General features: G+C 67.7%; 13 protein-coding genes. 9 read left to right on the top strand and 4 right to left on the bottom strand.

Features of this window, described 5'->3' with window-relative positions; genetic code table 11:
* The first annotated feature begins 74 nt into the window (after positions 1-74).
* A complete protein-coding gene (locus ABFX18_RS11590; protein ID WP_090147149.1) occupies positions 75-533 on the top strand; it encodes a DUF981 family protein in 459 nt (152 codons plus the stop codon).
* Positions 534-604: 71 nt separating this feature from the next.
* Here the strand turns inward: ABFX18_RS11590 and ABFX18_RS11585 are convergent, their stop codons facing one another.
* On the bottom strand, positions 605-1,843 hold the full coding sequence (locus tag ABFX18_RS11585; RefSeq protein ID WP_428833698.1) for a THUMP-like domain-containing protein: 1,239 nt from the start codon (positions 1,841-1,843) through the stop codon (positions 605-607).
* Between the two features lie 40 nt (positions 1,844-1,883).
* Positions 1,884-2,363, bottom strand: a complete 480-nt coding sequence (locus ABFX18_RS11580) for a DUF4190 domain-containing protein (protein WP_090147152.1) — start codon at positions 2,361-2,363, stop codon at positions 1,884-1,886.
* Between the two features lie 235 nt (positions 2,364-2,598).
* Here ABFX18_RS11580 and groES point away from each other — a divergent pair, with 235 nt between their 5' ends.
* From groES to guaA, 7 genes are all read left to right on the top strand, one after another.
* Complete coding sequence (groES, locus tag ABFX18_RS11575; RefSeq protein ID WP_346058408.1) at positions 2,599-2,895, top strand: co-chaperone GroES; 297 nt, start codon at positions 2,599-2,601, stop codon at positions 2,893-2,895.
* Positions 2,896-2,985: 90 nt separating this feature from the next.
* A complete protein-coding gene (gene rarD / locus ABFX18_RS11570; RefSeq protein WP_346058407.1) occupies positions 2,986-3,909 on the top strand; it encodes an EamA family transporter RarD in 924 nt (307 codons plus the stop codon).
* Positions 3,910-3,984: 75 nt separating this feature from the next.
* On the top strand, positions 3,985-5,487 hold the full coding sequence (gene guaB / locus ABFX18_RS11565; protein ID WP_346058406.1) for an IMP dehydrogenase: 1,503 nt from the start codon (positions 3,985-3,987) through the stop codon (positions 5,485-5,487).
* Between the two features lie 158 nt (positions 5,488-5,645).
* Positions 5,646-6,767 carry a GuaB3 family IMP dehydrogenase-related protein gene (locus ABFX18_RS11560; protein ID WP_346058405.1) on the top strand — a complete coding sequence of 374 codons (1,122 nt, stop codon included), beginning with the start codon at positions 5,646-5,648 and terminating at the stop codon, positions 6,765-6,767.
* A 10-nt stretch (positions 6,768-6,777) separates the two neighbouring features.
* Positions 6,778-7,626, top strand: coding sequence for an SURF1 family cytochrome oxidase biogenesis protein (locus ABFX18_RS11555; protein ID WP_346058404.1), 849 nt, complete (start codon positions 6,778-6,780; stop codon positions 7,624-7,626).
* A gap of 55 nt (positions 7,627-7,681) precedes the next feature.
* Positions 7,682-8,191 (top strand): DUF3817 domain-containing protein, encoded by a 510-nt coding sequence (locus tag ABFX18_RS11550; RefSeq protein ID WP_200329788.1) that lies wholly within the window; start codon positions 7,682-7,684, stop codon positions 8,189-8,191.
* Between the two features lie 8 nt (positions 8,192-8,199).
* Positions 8,200-9,783 (top strand): glutamine-hydrolyzing GMP synthase, encoded by a 1,584-nt coding sequence (gene guaA / locus ABFX18_RS11545; RefSeq protein WP_090147490.1) that lies wholly within the window; start codon positions 8,200-8,202, stop codon positions 9,781-9,783.
* Between the two features lie 495 nt (positions 9,784-10,278).
* Here guaA and ABFX18_RS11540 read toward each other — a convergent pair whose 3' ends face one another.
* Positions 10,279-11,103: a Bax inhibitor-1/YccA family protein gene (locus ABFX18_RS11540; protein ID WP_090147165.1), complete on the bottom strand. Its 825-nt coding sequence runs from the start codon at positions 11,101-11,103 to the stop codon at positions 10,279-10,281.
* Between the two features lie 124 nt (positions 11,104-11,227).
* Here ABFX18_RS11540 and ABFX18_RS11535 point away from each other — a divergent pair, with 124 nt between their 5' ends.
* Complete coding sequence (locus ABFX18_RS11535) at positions 11,228-12,274, top strand: glycerophosphodiester phosphodiesterase family protein (RefSeq protein WP_346058403.1); 1,047 nt, start codon at positions 11,228-11,230, stop codon at positions 12,272-12,274.
* Positions 12,275-12,313: 39 nt separating this feature from the next.
* Here the strand turns inward: ABFX18_RS11535 and ABFX18_RS11530 are convergent, their stop codons facing one another.
* Positions 12,314-13,333, bottom strand: coding sequence for an asparaginase domain-containing protein (locus tag ABFX18_RS11530; RefSeq protein ID WP_346058402.1), 1,020 nt, complete (start codon positions 13,331-13,333; stop codon positions 12,314-12,316).
* Between the last annotated feature and the right edge of the window lie 47 nt (positions 13,334-13,380).

Raw genomic sequence — 13,380 nt, 5'->3', positions numbered from 1 at the left:
CGCTGAAGCTGAACGTTATCTTTGAAGGAAGAATGGGGGAATGCGCCTCATCGACGTTTGATCGAAGGAGAATCATGTCCGACAATCTGCCAGGCAACGACCGCAATTCGAACCCGGTTCCGCCCCCGCCCGCGCCGTCCGGCACCCCGAACGCGCACACTCCGAACGCGCACACCGCGCCGAGCGCTCCGGCGTACGACCCCGCAGCGACGAACCCCGGCGCTCCGGCATACTCGGGCGGTCCTGCTCAGCCGAAGGGGCTCGCGCTCTCGTCGATGATCGTGGGCATCGTGAGCCTCCTGATCTCGTGGCCGGTGAGCATCGTCGGCATCATCGGCGGCGTGGTCGCGCTGGTGCTCGGCATCGTGGCGCGGAAGAAGGGGCAGCCGAAGGGGATGGCCCTCACCGGCATCATCACCGGCGCCCTCGCCATCGTCATCTCGATCATCGCGATGATCGTCGTTGCGCTCGTCATCGGCGCCGCGCTGAACGACCCGAACCTGCAGCAGCAGTTGGAGCAGCTGGACCAGTAACGAGTCCGCTGCATGTGCGAAGGCCCGGGGCGCATCCGCCTCGGGCCTTCCGTGCGATGCACAGGATGCGATCAGCAGCGCTCCGCGAGGAGCGCGCAGTGCTTTCCGGTCTCATCGCGCGTGAGCAGCAGGGTGGCGTGCTCCGCTCCGCGCAGGCGCAGTCGCGCGCGCAAGGCCGCGGGATCGACGTCGGCGCCGCGCTTCTTGATCTCGAGCGTGCCGATGCCCCGCGCGGCGAGCACCCTTCGCAGAGCCTTCTCCTTGACGGGCAGCCGTTCGAGCAGGCGGAAGGTCTGCGCGAACGGCGTTGCGACCAGTTCGTCTCCGGTGAGATACGCGATGCCGGCGCTCATCATGCCAGCGCCCAGATGCTCTGCAAGCGCACCGATGAGACGCGCGCGAATCACGGCCCCATCGGGCTCGTAGAGATACTCGCCCATCGAACGGACGTCGACATCGGGAGCATCGCCAGACGCCGTCATCTCGTGAATCTCGCCGCCCCGGTGCACCAGTGCCGCGCGAGCGATCCCTGGTCTCGCGAGCGCGCCGAACCAGAGCGCGGTCTCGACGACATGCCCGTCGACGGAGACCCACTGGGCCTCTGCCTCTCCTGGTATGAGGTCTCGATCGAGCCCCGGACCCAGTTTGACGCCCGTCGGCATCCGAGATCCGATGCCGAAGGCGAAATCGAGCGACGGCGAATAGTCGTCGGGGGAGGAGAGGCGGCGGGTCTCGCGGTGTCCAGCGGTGCGCCGCGCGGGATCGAGGAACGCTCCGTCGATTCCCGAGAGGTCGACATCGACGGCGTCGGCCGTGCGCACGCGAGGGGCGCGGCTCCCGCGCCGGGCGGCGACGGTCGCGAGGTTGTGCTCGGCGAGTCGAGCGGTGAACCCATCCAGTTCCACAGCCTCGGGAGCGATGCCATGCTCGAGCATCGCGATCGATTCCGTGCCGATGCCGCAGCCGAGGTCGGCCACCCGTTCGCATCCGGCGTCGCTGAACCGGGCCGCATGTCCGCGCGACACCGAGATCCTGCTCGCCTGCTCCAGCCCAGCCGGAGTGAACAGCAGTTCGCTCGCGAGGGGACCGAACTTCGCACGCGCCCGTTCGCGCAACTGCGCCTGCGTGAGGAGGGCGGCTGCTTCCTCGGGCGCTCGCCCGAGCGTCCTCAGGCGGCGATTGACCGCGTCCGGTGCGGCGCCGCTCTCGAGTTCGAGGGTCGCCTCGGCGAGAGCGGCGAGACCCTGATCGGTGAGGAGGAACTCCCAACCGGGCGGGGGCTCGACGAATGGGGGCGGCCCCGGAGCCATGCTCCGAGGCCGCCCCGATGCGCTCGGCGCATCAGTCATGTCAGTACGAGGAGTAGGAATCGAAACCTGACAGCGAGCTTCCCAGAGCCGCGAAGATGGTGAAGAGGAAGCCGATGTACACGACGATGAAGAGTGCGAGCAGCACGAAGTAGGCGTAGCTGATGATGAGCCCGGTCAGCGCGATGCCGCGGCCCGAATCACCCGTGCGCTTGATCTGGCTGAGCCCCATGTGCCCGAAGACGATTCCGGCGACGGGGCTCAGGAATGCGAAGATGATCGAGAGGAACGCGAACGTGTTCGTCTTGTCGAGGGTGGTCCCCGTCGGGATGGGCGCCGTCGACCGCGATCCGTACCCCTGCGAGCCGTACGCCTGCGAGCTGTAGCTCTGCGGCGGCTGGTACGCGGGGGGCTGCGGAGCGCTCGTCTGGGGCGGGGTCTGGCCCTGCTGGCCCGGGGTCGCGTCCTGGTCCAGGTGCGGCAGGGGGGTGGTGGGCTGCTCGGGGTACTGAGGCGTGGACATTGCTCCTCCATCGGTTGGCGTCGAATCAAGCGGGTGCGAGCCGCGGACCCGCTGGCGATGCCAGTCCAGGGCGTGATTCCATTCTAGGCACGGCGCACTGTTCGCTGTCGGCGATTCCGTGCCGCGACGCTGGCACTCCCCTTGCACGAGTGCCAACGGGAGCCATAGACTCTGGGTAGACGCGCTCGCATGGGGCGGGCGCGGAAACACTTCAGACATTGGAAAGAGGTCAACCGTGTCGGTCGCCATCAAGCCGCTCGAGGATCGTATCGTTATCAAGCAGGTCGAGGCAGAGCAGACCACCGCTTCCGGTCTCGTGATCCCCGATAGCGCCAAGGAAAAGCCCCAGGAGGGCGAAGTTGTCGCGGTGGGTCCCGGTCGAATCTCCGACTCGGGCACCCGTATCCCGCTCGACGTCGCCACCGGCGACATCGTGATCTACTCGAAGTTCGGCGGCACCGAGGTCAAGGTCGGCGGTGAGGACTACCTCGTCCTCTCCGCTCGCGACATCCTCGCCGTCGTCACCCGCTAACAGCGGCGCTTCCGCAGCGGCCCCGCCGATCCTCCGGGATCGGCGGGGCCGCTGTCGTACCCGGGGGTGCGTCGGGAGTAGACTGCTTCGATGCAGCGGACACGTGCGGGACTCGGATTCGGTCTCGGCGCATATCTCTGGTGGGGCGCGTTCCCCTTCTACTTCGGACTCATCGCGATGGTCGGCCCCCTCGAGGTCGTGCCCTGGCGGGTCGCGACCACGCTGATCTTCTGCGTACTGCTCGTCACCGTCACACGGCGGTGGCAGCGAGTCGCGGTGATCCTGCGCACTCCCAGACTGCTCGGATGGTTCGCGCTCTCCGCGCTCTTCCTGTATGCGAACTGGCAGATCTTCATCATCGGCGTCATGACCGGCCATGTGCTCGAGACGTCGCTCGGCTACTTCATCAATCCGCTGTTCACCATTCTCATCGGAGTCGTGTTCCGCAAGGAGCGCCTCAGCCGCCTGCAGTGGATCGCGGTGATCATCGCGGGCGTCAGCGTGCTGATCGCCGCAATCGCGTACGGCTCCTTCCCATGGATCGCCCTCGGCATCGCGCTCTCCTTCGGTCTCTACGGGGCCGTGCACAAGCACGCGGGCGAAACGGTGGACGGCATCACCGGGCTCACGATCGAGACCTTCGCCACCCTTCCGGTCGCCGCGGTGCAGCTCGGCCTGATCGCGGCGACCTCCGGGTTGACGGCCTTCACGTTCGGCACCGGCATCACCACGCTGGTGCTGTTCAGCGGCATCGTGACCGCCATCCCGCTGATCCTGTTCGGCGAAGCCACCCGACGACTGCCGCTCGCGCACATCGGATTCCTGCAGTTCCTGACGCCGATCCTCGGATTCTTCTACGGTGCATTCGTCACGCAGGAGGAGATCACGACAGGACGCTGGATCGGCTTCATCGGCGTCTGGATCGCGCTCGTGATCCTGATCGTCGACATGGTGCTGCAACTCCGGCGTTCGCCGACGGCGCAGGTCAACACGGCCCCGATTCCCCTAGACTGAGAGACGGTACGGGCGCCGCATCCCGGTCGCCCGCGAATCTCTGAGAGCCCCACCCACTACACAGATAGAGGTTCCATGGAACAGCGTGACCCCTTCGCGTTCACCGGTCTGACCTACGACGATGTGCTGCTGCTGCCCGCGCACACCGACGTCATCCCCAGCGAGGCGGACACCTCGACCCAGCTCACCCGGCGCATCCGGCTCCAGATCCCGTTGATCTCGGCGGCGATGGACACGGTGACGGAGACCCGCATGGCGGTCGCCATGGCACGCAACGGCGGTCTCGGCATCCTGCACCGCAATCTGTCGATCCAGGATCAGGCCGAGATGGTCGACCGGGTGAAGCGCAGCGAAGCCGGCATGATCACGAACCCCGTGACGACCTCCGTCGACGCTTCCGTGGCAGAAGTCGATGCGATCTGCGGTGAGTATCGCGTATCGGGTCTCCCCGTCGTCGACTCCAACGATGTGCTGCTCGGCATCATCACGAACCGCGACATGCGATTCATCGATCCGAAGGACCGCTCCCAGGTGCGGGTCGAGGACGCGATGACGCGCATGCCGCTCATCACCGGGCCTCGCGGGATCTCCCGAGAAGACGCGGCGGCGATCTTCCGCAAGCACAAGATCGAGAAGCTCCCGCTTGTCGACGAAGAGGGTCGTCTCACTGGCCTCATCACGGTGAAGGACTTCGACAAGGAAGAGCAGTACCCGCTCGCCACCAAAGACGAAGCAGGTCGGCTGCGCGTCGGAGCCGCCGTCGGGTTCTTCGGCGACGCATGGAAGCGCGCGAGCGCCCTCGTCGAGGCCGGCGTCGATGTGCTCGTCGTCGACACCGCGAACGGTGACAGCAAGGGCGTGCTCGACATCATCGCGAAGATCAAGGCCGACCCGGCATTCGCTGCCGTCGACGTCATCGGCGGCAACGTCGCGACGTTCGCGGGCGCCAAAGCCATCGTCGATGCCGGCGCAGACGCGGTGAAGGTCGGCGTCGGCCCCGGGTCGATCTGCACGACGCGCGTCATCGCGGGTGTCGGTGTGCCCCAGGTCACGGCAGTGTACGAAGCGGCGAAAGCCGCGACCCCTGCGGGTGTGCCCGTGATCGCCGATGGCGGTCTGCAGCACTCGGGCGACATCGCCAAGGCGCTCGTCGCCGGTGCGTCCTCGGTCATGATGGGCTCCCTGCTCGCCGGTACCGATGAGAGCCCCGGGGATCTGGTCTTCGTCGGCGGCAAGCAGTTCAAGAACTACCGCGGCATGGGATCGCTCGGCGCTCTCCAGACGCGCGGCGAGCGCACGTCGTACTCGAAGGACCGCTACTTCCAGGCGGACGTGCCGAGCGATGAGAAGCTCATTCCTGAAGGCATCGAAGGGCAGGTGCCCTACCGCGGACCGGTCGGAGCCGTCAGCCACCAGATGATCGGCGGCCTGCGTCAGTCGATGTTCTATGTCGGCGCCCGTTCGATCACCGACCTCAAGGAGCGCGGCAACTTCGTGCGCATCACGTCGGCGGGGCTGAAGGAGTCGCACCCGCACGACGTGCAGATGGTCGTCGAAGCGCCGAATTACAAGCGCTGAGACGTGCACGGCGAAGGGCCCGGGTCGGTTTCGATCCGGGCCCTTCTGCGTGTGCAGGGCACATCCCGGCCGCAGAATGCACCTCGCCCGGCTCCGGCAGCAGGCAGACGCGGCCCGCGCGCTCGGCATGCTCAGCCGCCGCCAGATAGACTGGGCGGGTGAGTAACGAGATCGAGATCGGCCGCGGTAAGCGTGCACGGCGCGTGTACACCTTCGACGAGATCGGCATCGTGCCGACGCGGCGCACGCGCGACCCGGAGCTCGTCTCGACCGCGTGGTCGATCGACGCCTTCCAATTCGACATCCCGGTGCTCGGCGCTCCGATGGACTCCGTCATGTCTCCCGCCGCGGCCATCGCGCTCGGCGAGCTCGGCGGTCTCGGCGTCCTCAACCTCGAGGGTCTGTGGACGCGTCACGAGGATCCCGAGCCGCTCCTCGCGGAACTCGCGACCGTCGACGACGAACTCGCGGCGGTGGCGCGGATGCGCGAGCTGTACGCGGCTCCGATCCAAGCAGAGCTCATCACCGCGCGGCTCGGCGAGATCCGCGACGCCGGGGTCACGGTCGCCGGTGCGCTGTCACCGCACCGCACGGCTCAGTTCACCGAGACCGTCGTGAACGCTGGCGTCGACCTCTTCGTGATCCGCGGGAACACCGTCTCGGCGGAGCACGTCTCGCAGGAGGGCCGCGAACCCCTCAACCTGAAGCAGTTCATCTACGAGCTCGACGTTCCCGTCATCGTGGGAGGGGCCGCGACGTACCAGTCGGCGCTGCACCTCATGCGCACCGGTGCGGCCGGCGTGCTCGTCGGCTTCGGCGGGGGAGCGTCGTCGACGACGCGCGCCACACTGGGCATTCGCGCACCGATGGCGAGCGCGATCGCCGATGTAGCCGGTGCGCGCTCCGACTACCTCGACGAGTCGGGCGGCCGCTACGTGCACGTCATCGCCGACGGCGGCCTCGGCACCTCCGGAGATCTGATCAAGGCGATCGCCTGCGGCGCCGATGCGGTGATGCTGGGGAGCACGCTCGCGAAGGCGTCTGACGCACCCGGTCGCGGATGGCACTGGGGCCAGGAGGCGCACCACGAGGACCTCCCGCGCGGCAAGCGGGTGCAGGTCGGTTCGGTCGCGCCGCTCGCCCAGATCGTGAACGGCCCGGCGAACGTGGCCGACGGCAGTGCGAACCTGATCGGCGCACTGCGCCGCGCGATGGCGACGACCGGGTATTCGGAGCTCAAGGAGTTCCAGCGCGTCGGCGTCGTCTACGCCGAGCGCTAAGCCTCGCACCGTGTCTTCGCGCAAGCTGGAATACCTGGGTGAGCCGACGCTCGCCCAGGTGATGCGTCGGCCGAGCTGGATCCTCGCCCTCCTGCTGGCGCTCGGCGTCGCCGTCGCGTTCGCAGCGCTCGCGCAGTGGCAGGCGGGCATCGCCGTCCAGTCGCAGCAGCAGGACCAGGTGGACACCGAGTCGGAGCGGCCGCTCGCGAGCGTGACCTCCTTCGAGCAGGGGGTCACCGACGCCGCAGCAGGCGTCGTCGTGCATCTCGACGGGACGTTCGTCGCTGACGACTTCTCCGTCGTGTCACCGCGCGAGAACGGTGGTGCGAGCGGGGCGTGGGTCGTCGGCAACCTGGTGACGGACGGGCCCGACGCGGAGCCGGGCGCGCACCTCGCCGTCGCCGTGGGGTGGGCTCCTTCCATTGCAGAGGCCGAGCGGGCCGCCGATGCGCTCGCCGACGGCGACCAGACGGCAGAGACCCTCGAACTCACGGGCAGGTACATGCCACCCGAAGCGCCCCGAGTGCCCGACGCGGACGAAGACCCGATGACGATGCACGCCATGGTGCCCGCCGCGCTCGCGAACCTCTGGGGCTCCGTGGACGGGCCTGTCTACTCCGGCTACCTGGTGCTGCACGACGATGCAGGATCAGCCGCCGTCCTCGACGACGCGGCGCTCGAGGCGATCGATTCCGTCGCTCCGCTGCCGGCCGACGCCGTGAACTGGCTGAACGTGTTCTACGCCATCGAATGGCTCGTGTTCGGCGGCTTCGCCGTCTTCTTCTGGTATCGCCTCGCGAGAGACGCGTGGGAGAAGGAGCACGAGATGCTCCTGCTCGAAGCGGAAACCACCCCCTGATCCTCCCACGGCACCTCGGTCATCGGTGTCGTTCGCCCGCCGTAGAATGGAAGCCATGCAGCTGCAGCCCAAGCCCGCCGACTACCCCCGTATTCGCAAAGCCCTGAGTTTCTACAAGGTGACCTCGGTGGTCACGGGTGTCATGCTGCTGATGCTCTGCGCCGTCATGGTGATGAAGTACGCGTTCAACGTGCAGCTGTACCTCTTCACCGAAGACGGCTTCGCGCACTTCTACGAGCTCGCGCCCGAAGGCCTCGAATCCGACTTCCAGGCGAGCGGATTCGACCTGTTCAAGGCGATCCTCATCGCGCACGGCTGGTTCTACGTGGTCTATCTCATCTCCGACTTCCTGCTGTGGAGCCCGATGCGCTGGGGCTTCATGCGGTTCCTCCTCATCGCGCTCGGCGGAGTCATCCCGTTCATGTCGTTCTTCCTCGAAGCCCGAATCGTTCGCGAGGTCGACGGCTTCCTCGATTCTCGCGAGAGCGCGCTCGCGCCCGACACTTCACACCCGACCGCTGCGGCATCGTCCGCCACCACCTCGAAAGGCTCACTGGAGCGATAATGGCGACACTGTCAGAACAGCCGGAGACGGATCACCGTCCGGTTCTCGTAGTCGATTTCGGCGCGCAGTACGCGCAGCTCATCGCGCGACGCGTGCGCGAAGCCGGCGTCTACTCCGAGCTCGTGCCCCACACCATTACCGCTGCGGACGTGCAGGCGCGCAACCCGCTCGGCATCGTGCTCTCGGGCGGTCCTTCGTCGGTGTACGAGGAAGGCGCCCCCGCATTCGACGCGAGCGTCTTCGATCTCGGCATTCCGGTGCTCGGGATCTGCTACGGCTTCCAGGTGATGGCCCGCGCTCTCGGCGGCACCGTCGGCAACACCGGCGACCGCGAGTACGGCGCGACTGATGCGCACGTCGTCGGTGACGGCGGGGCGCTTCTCGGCGGGCAGCCGAATGCTCAGAACGTCTGGATGAGTCACGGAGACGCGGTTCAGGCGGCGCCCGAAGGATTCGAGGTGCTCGCGAAGACCGCGGTGACGCCCGTCGCCGCGTTCGGTTCCGCCGAGCGCAAGCTGTACGGCGTGCAGTGGCACCCCGAGGTGAAGCACTCGGACCACGGGCAGCAGATCCTCGAGAACTTCCTGCACCACGTCGCCGGGATCGCGCCGGACTGGAACGCCGGCAATGTGATCGCCGAGCAGGTCGCGCGCATCCGCGAACAGGTCGGCAGCGCCCGCGTGATCTCCGCGCTGTCGGGCGGCGTCGACTCGGCTGTGTCGACGGCGTTGGTCCACGAGGCGATCGGCGACCAGCTCACGGCCGTATTCGTCGATCATGGGCTGCTCCGCAAGGGTGAGCGCGAGCAGGTCGAGAAGGACTACGTCGAATCCACGGGCGTGCGTCTCGTCACCGTCGAAGCCGCTGACACCTTCCTCGGCCACCTCGCGGGCGTGACGGATCCGGAGCAGAAGCGAAAGATCATCGGCCGCGAGTTCATTCGCGCGTTCGAGCAGGTGCAGCTCGACCTCGTCGCTGAGGCCAAAGCGGAGGGCGAGCCCATCAAGTTCCTCGTGCAGGGAACGCTCTACCCCGACGTGGTCGAGTCGGGCGGAGGATCGGGCACCGCGAACATCAAGTCGCACCACAACGTCGGCGGCCTGCCCGAGGACCTGGACTTCGAGCTGATCGAACCCCTCCGTGCGCTGTTCAAGGACGAGGTGCGCGCGATCGGCCGCGAACTTGGCATCCCCGAAGCCATCGTCGGGCGCCAGCCGTTCCCGGGGCCCGGCCTCGGCATCCGGATCGTCGGCGAGGTGACGCGGGAGCGCCTCGAGGTGCTTCGCGAGGCTGACGCGATCGCGCGAGAAGAGCTCACGATCGCCGGCCTCGACAACACGATCTGGCAGTGCCCCGTGGTACTGCTCGCCGACGTGCGCTCCGTGGGGGTGCAGGGGGACGGCCGCACCTACGGACATCCCATCGTGCTGCGCCCGGTCTCGTCAGAGGACGCCATGACCGCGGACTGGACGCGCGTGCCGTACGACGTGCTGGCGCGCATCTCGAACCGCATCACCAATCAGGTCCCAGAGGTCAACCGGGTGGTGCTCGACGTCACGTCGAAGCCGCCGGGAACCATCGAGTGGGAGTAGCAGAACAGCCCGGCTTCGGCCGGGCTTTTCTGTTGCTCGCGCGAGTGGAAGTGCGCAGGGTGGCACTCGATCGCCGGCGATCGAGTGGGAGTAGCAGAACAGCCCGGCTTCGGCCGGGCTTTTCTGTTGCTCGCGCGAGTGGAAGTGCGCAGGGTGGCACTCGATCGGCGGCGATCGAGTGGCGGCGACCGATGCTCGGGGGCTGCGTGGGGTGAGCAGGGTCGCGACAGGGGCGCGAGAGCGCAGTTCGGCACCGCGCTTTGTCCGGCGTGCGCACGAACTGCGCTCTCGCGCGAGTGAGGACGGCCGGAAATGCCGGAAGGGCCCAGACTCTGAAGGTCGAATGCCGGAGAGGCGCGAAGATGGGAATGCCGGAGGCCAGGAAGGCCGAGCGCAGCCCCTCCCGGTCGCGGCGCCCCCAAGGCCAAGATAGACGAACGGGCCCGGCGCCGAAGCGCCGAGCCCGTTCGTGTGACGTGCGTATCGAAGAACTGGTCAGTCGCCGCGCAGGATCGCGAGGATGCGCAGGATCTCCACGTAGAGCCAGATCAGCGTGACCATCAGACCGAATGCGGCCGACCATGCCCACTTCTCGGGGACGCGATTCTTGACACCGTTCTGAATGAGCTCGAAGTCCATGACCAGCGAGTAAGAGGCGAGCAGTACGGCGAGCGCGCCGATCGCGACGCCCAGCGGGCCGCTGCGCATGCCCCAGGGGTCCTGGTTCACGCCGGTGAGCATGAGCACGACGTTGACGAGGGAGAACGCGAGGTACCCGAAGATCGCGACCATGAAGATCTTGTTCATCTTCGGGCTGGTGCGCACCTTGCCGTTGCGGAACAGGATCAGGACCGTCGCGAAGACGGCCAGGGTGCCGATGATCGCCTGCGAGACGATACCCGACCACTGCGATTCGAAGATGCCCGAGATGCCCCCGAGGAAGACGCCCTGGAAGACCGCGTACAAGACGATGAGCGGCACGCTCGGCTGCTTCTTGAACGAGTTCACGAGACCGAGAACGAGGCCGATGATCGCGGCCGGGAGTGCGAGAGCCGGCATGAACCATCCGACGGCACCGAAGGCGAGCACGATGACGAAGAGCATGACGGTCTTCGAGATCGTGTTCTCGTACGTCATCGGCTTGTCGGATGGTGCGACCGGGGGATGCTGGATGCCCCCGTACGACGCCTCCGCCGCGGGAGTGTCGACACCCGGACGCTGGGTCTGCGCAGCGGGCTGTTCGTAGATGCGGCGCAACTCATCGGCGGTAAGTGTCTTACCGTTGAGTGCCGGGTTGTTGCTGAGAGCCGGGTTGCTCATGCGTCAGGATCCTTTCCAGGCGTATGGGTCTGATTCAGTGTATCGAGTCGGCGCTTCGGATCGGCTGTGACTCTTGGACGCCGTTCACCGAGGGCGCAACGGTCGCCTGCCCTAGGCTGAAGCCATGGTCAGCCTGGAACGCCGCCCGCTCATCATCGGCCACCGCGGAGCGTCGGGGTACCGCCCCGAGCACACGGCGTCGGCCTATCGTCTCGCGTGCGAGATGGGCGCGGATCTCGTGGAGCCCGACATCGTCGCGACGCGTGATGGCGTGCTCGTCGTGCGGCACGAGAACGAGATCTCTGGCACCACCGATGTCGCTGATCGCCCCGAGTTCGCCGACCGCCGCACGACCAAGACGGTCGACGGTGAACGGCTGACCGGGTGGTTCACCGAGGACTTCACCTGGGACGAGCTCGCCGTGCTCGGAAGTCGCGAGCGCCTTCCGCAGGTGCGCCCCGACAACACGGTGTTCGACGGCGCCGAGGGGATCCTGCGCCTGCGCGACGTGCTCGCGATCGTCGATGCGCACAGTGCTGAGTCCGGCCGTGACATCGGCGTGGTGGTCGAGGTGAAGCACGCGCGATTCTATGAGGATCGCGGGATCGATCTCGCAGAGATCCTGTGCGCGGAGCTCGCTGCGTGCGGCTGGGCGGATCGCGCAGACGTGCTGGTGATCGAGTCGTTCGAACTGGGCGTGCTCGATCGTTTGCGTGCTGCGGAGGTGCAGGCCGCCTTCGTGTTCCTCGCGGAGCGTTTCGGGTCTCCGGCCGACGAACCGGTCGGAGAGGCGCCGCCGCGCAGTTATGCGTGGTATCGGAGCGACGCGGGGCTCGACCTCCTCGCGGGGCGGGTCGACGGCATCAGCGTCGCGAAGGCGAATCTGCTGCGCGTCGGCGTGCTCGGCCAGGCTCTCGGGCCGACCAATCTGGTCGAGCGAGCGCACGCGAGGGGGCTCCGGGTGTTCACCTGGACGCTGCGTCCGGAGAACCGCTTCTTGAACCGGGCCTTCCGCAGTCATGCTCAGCGCACGGGGGAGGAACCGGAGGCCACGGCGCAGTGGGGCGACTGGCTCGCCGAGTTCTCGATGATTGCGAGCTCGGGCGTCGACGGCGTGTTCGTCGACCACCCCGATCTGGGCGTCGCCATGCGCGATGGCGCGGTGGCCTGAGACGTGCGCAGCGTGCTGGCCTGAGCCGCGCGTGGCGGTTCAGGCGGGCGTGCTCGTCCGCTCGCCCACGAGATTCTGCAGCATGAGGGCGCGCAGCTCGGCATCGCTGTGGCGGCGGTCGAGGAGGAAGCCGAGCTTTCCCGCAGCCGCTTCGAGCGTCATATCGCCGCCGTCGATGACGCCGGCCGCGGCGAGCTCACGGCCGACGGCGTAGCGGTTGAGGTCGACGCCGCCCGTCGTGCACTGCGTCACCGCGACGATGGGCATTGCGGCGCAGAGCTCTCGGAGGGTGCCGAGCATGCCGGGGCGAGCCATCGGGCCGTTGCCGCTGCCGTAGCACTCCAGTACGAGGCCCTGCGGGCGTCCGCCCACCGAAGCGCGCAGATCATCGGAGGTCACGGCGGGAACGAATCGAAACGCGAGTACGCGCGATGGCGCGCTCGGCACTGCGGATCCGGCGTCGACGTGCGGTGGCGCTGGCACGCCGGCGGCGCCCGCGGCGAGGGGTAGCTCTGCGCGGAACGCCGCGAGCGCGACGCTGTCGTGCTTGGTGGCCCGCACAGCCGGGAGCAGGTCGCCGCCGAACGCAATCGCGGCCGGTGAACCGGGCGCGGCCTTCACCGCAGCACGGATGGCGAGCGTGAGATTGCCGATCGCATCGCTGCCCTCCTCGCCGTGGGCCAGCTGGCTGCCGGTGACGACCACCGGCACGCCGAGATCGCCGAGCTCGAACGCGAGCCGGGCCGCTGTGTACGCGAGGGTGTCGGTGCCGTGGGTGATGACCACGCCGCGGGGGCGCTGAGTGCGTACGCGGGCGCGCACCGCGCGTGCGATCTTCGGAGCGGTATCGGCGTCGGCGTTCGCGCTGTCGATCGCGGGTGAGAGATGGTTGACGCGGGCTTCGACGCCGAGCGGGAGGCAGATGCGCGCGACGAGGTCTTCGAGGATCTCGGGGAACTCGGGATCGGGCGCGAGGCCGCTGTCGGTGCGACGCATGCCGATCGTTCCACCGGTGGCGAAGACGAGCACGGACGGGCGCCGAGTGGCGGAGGATGACATAACTCCTATTCTGCGGGATCGGAGGGCGTTGGCCGTGCGCCGGGCCA

Origin of the sequence: Leucobacter alluvii, assembly GCF_039530485.1 — a bacterium.
In the GTDB taxonomy this organism is placed as follows: domain Bacteria; phylum Actinomycetota; class Actinomycetes; order Actinomycetales; family Microbacteriaceae; genus Leucobacter; species Leucobacter alluvii.
This window is presented reverse-complemented; position numbering and strand designations above follow the sequence as displayed.

Coding starts and splice junctions, on each gene's coding strand:
- ABFX18_RS11580 (WP_090147152.1), bottom strand. CDS start 2,363: ATGTCCACGCCTCAGTACCCCGAGCAGCCCACCACCCCCCTGCCGCAC.
- ABFX18_RS11585 (WP_428833698.1), bottom strand. CDS start 1,843: ATGGCTCCGGGGCCGCCCCCATTCGTCGAGCCCCCGCCCGGTTGGGAG.
- ABFX18_RS11590 (WP_090147149.1), top strand. CDS start 75: ATGTCCGACAATCTGCCAGGCAACGACCGCAATTCGAACCCGGTTCCG.
- rarD (WP_346058407.1), top strand. CDS start 2,986: ATGCAGCGGACACGTGCGGGACTCGGATTCGGTCTCGGCGCATATCTC.
- ABFX18_RS11530 (WP_346058402.1), bottom strand. CDS start 13,333: ATGTCATCCTCCGCCACTCGGCGCCCGTCCGTGCTCGTCTTCGCCACC.
- ABFX18_RS11540 (WP_090147165.1), bottom strand. CDS start 11,103: ATGAGCAACCCGGCTCTCAGCAACAACCCGGCACTCAACGGTAAGACA.
- guaB (WP_346058406.1), top strand. CDS start 3,985: ATGGAACAGCGTGACCCCTTCGCGTTCACCGGTCTGACCTACGACGAT.
- ABFX18_RS11535 (WP_346058403.1), top strand. CDS start 11,228: ATGGTCAGCCTGGAACGCCGCCCGCTCATCATCGGCCACCGCGGAGCG.
- ABFX18_RS11550 (WP_200329788.1), top strand. CDS start 7,682: ATGCAGCTGCAGCCCAAGCCCGCCGACTACCCCCGTATTCGCAAAGCC.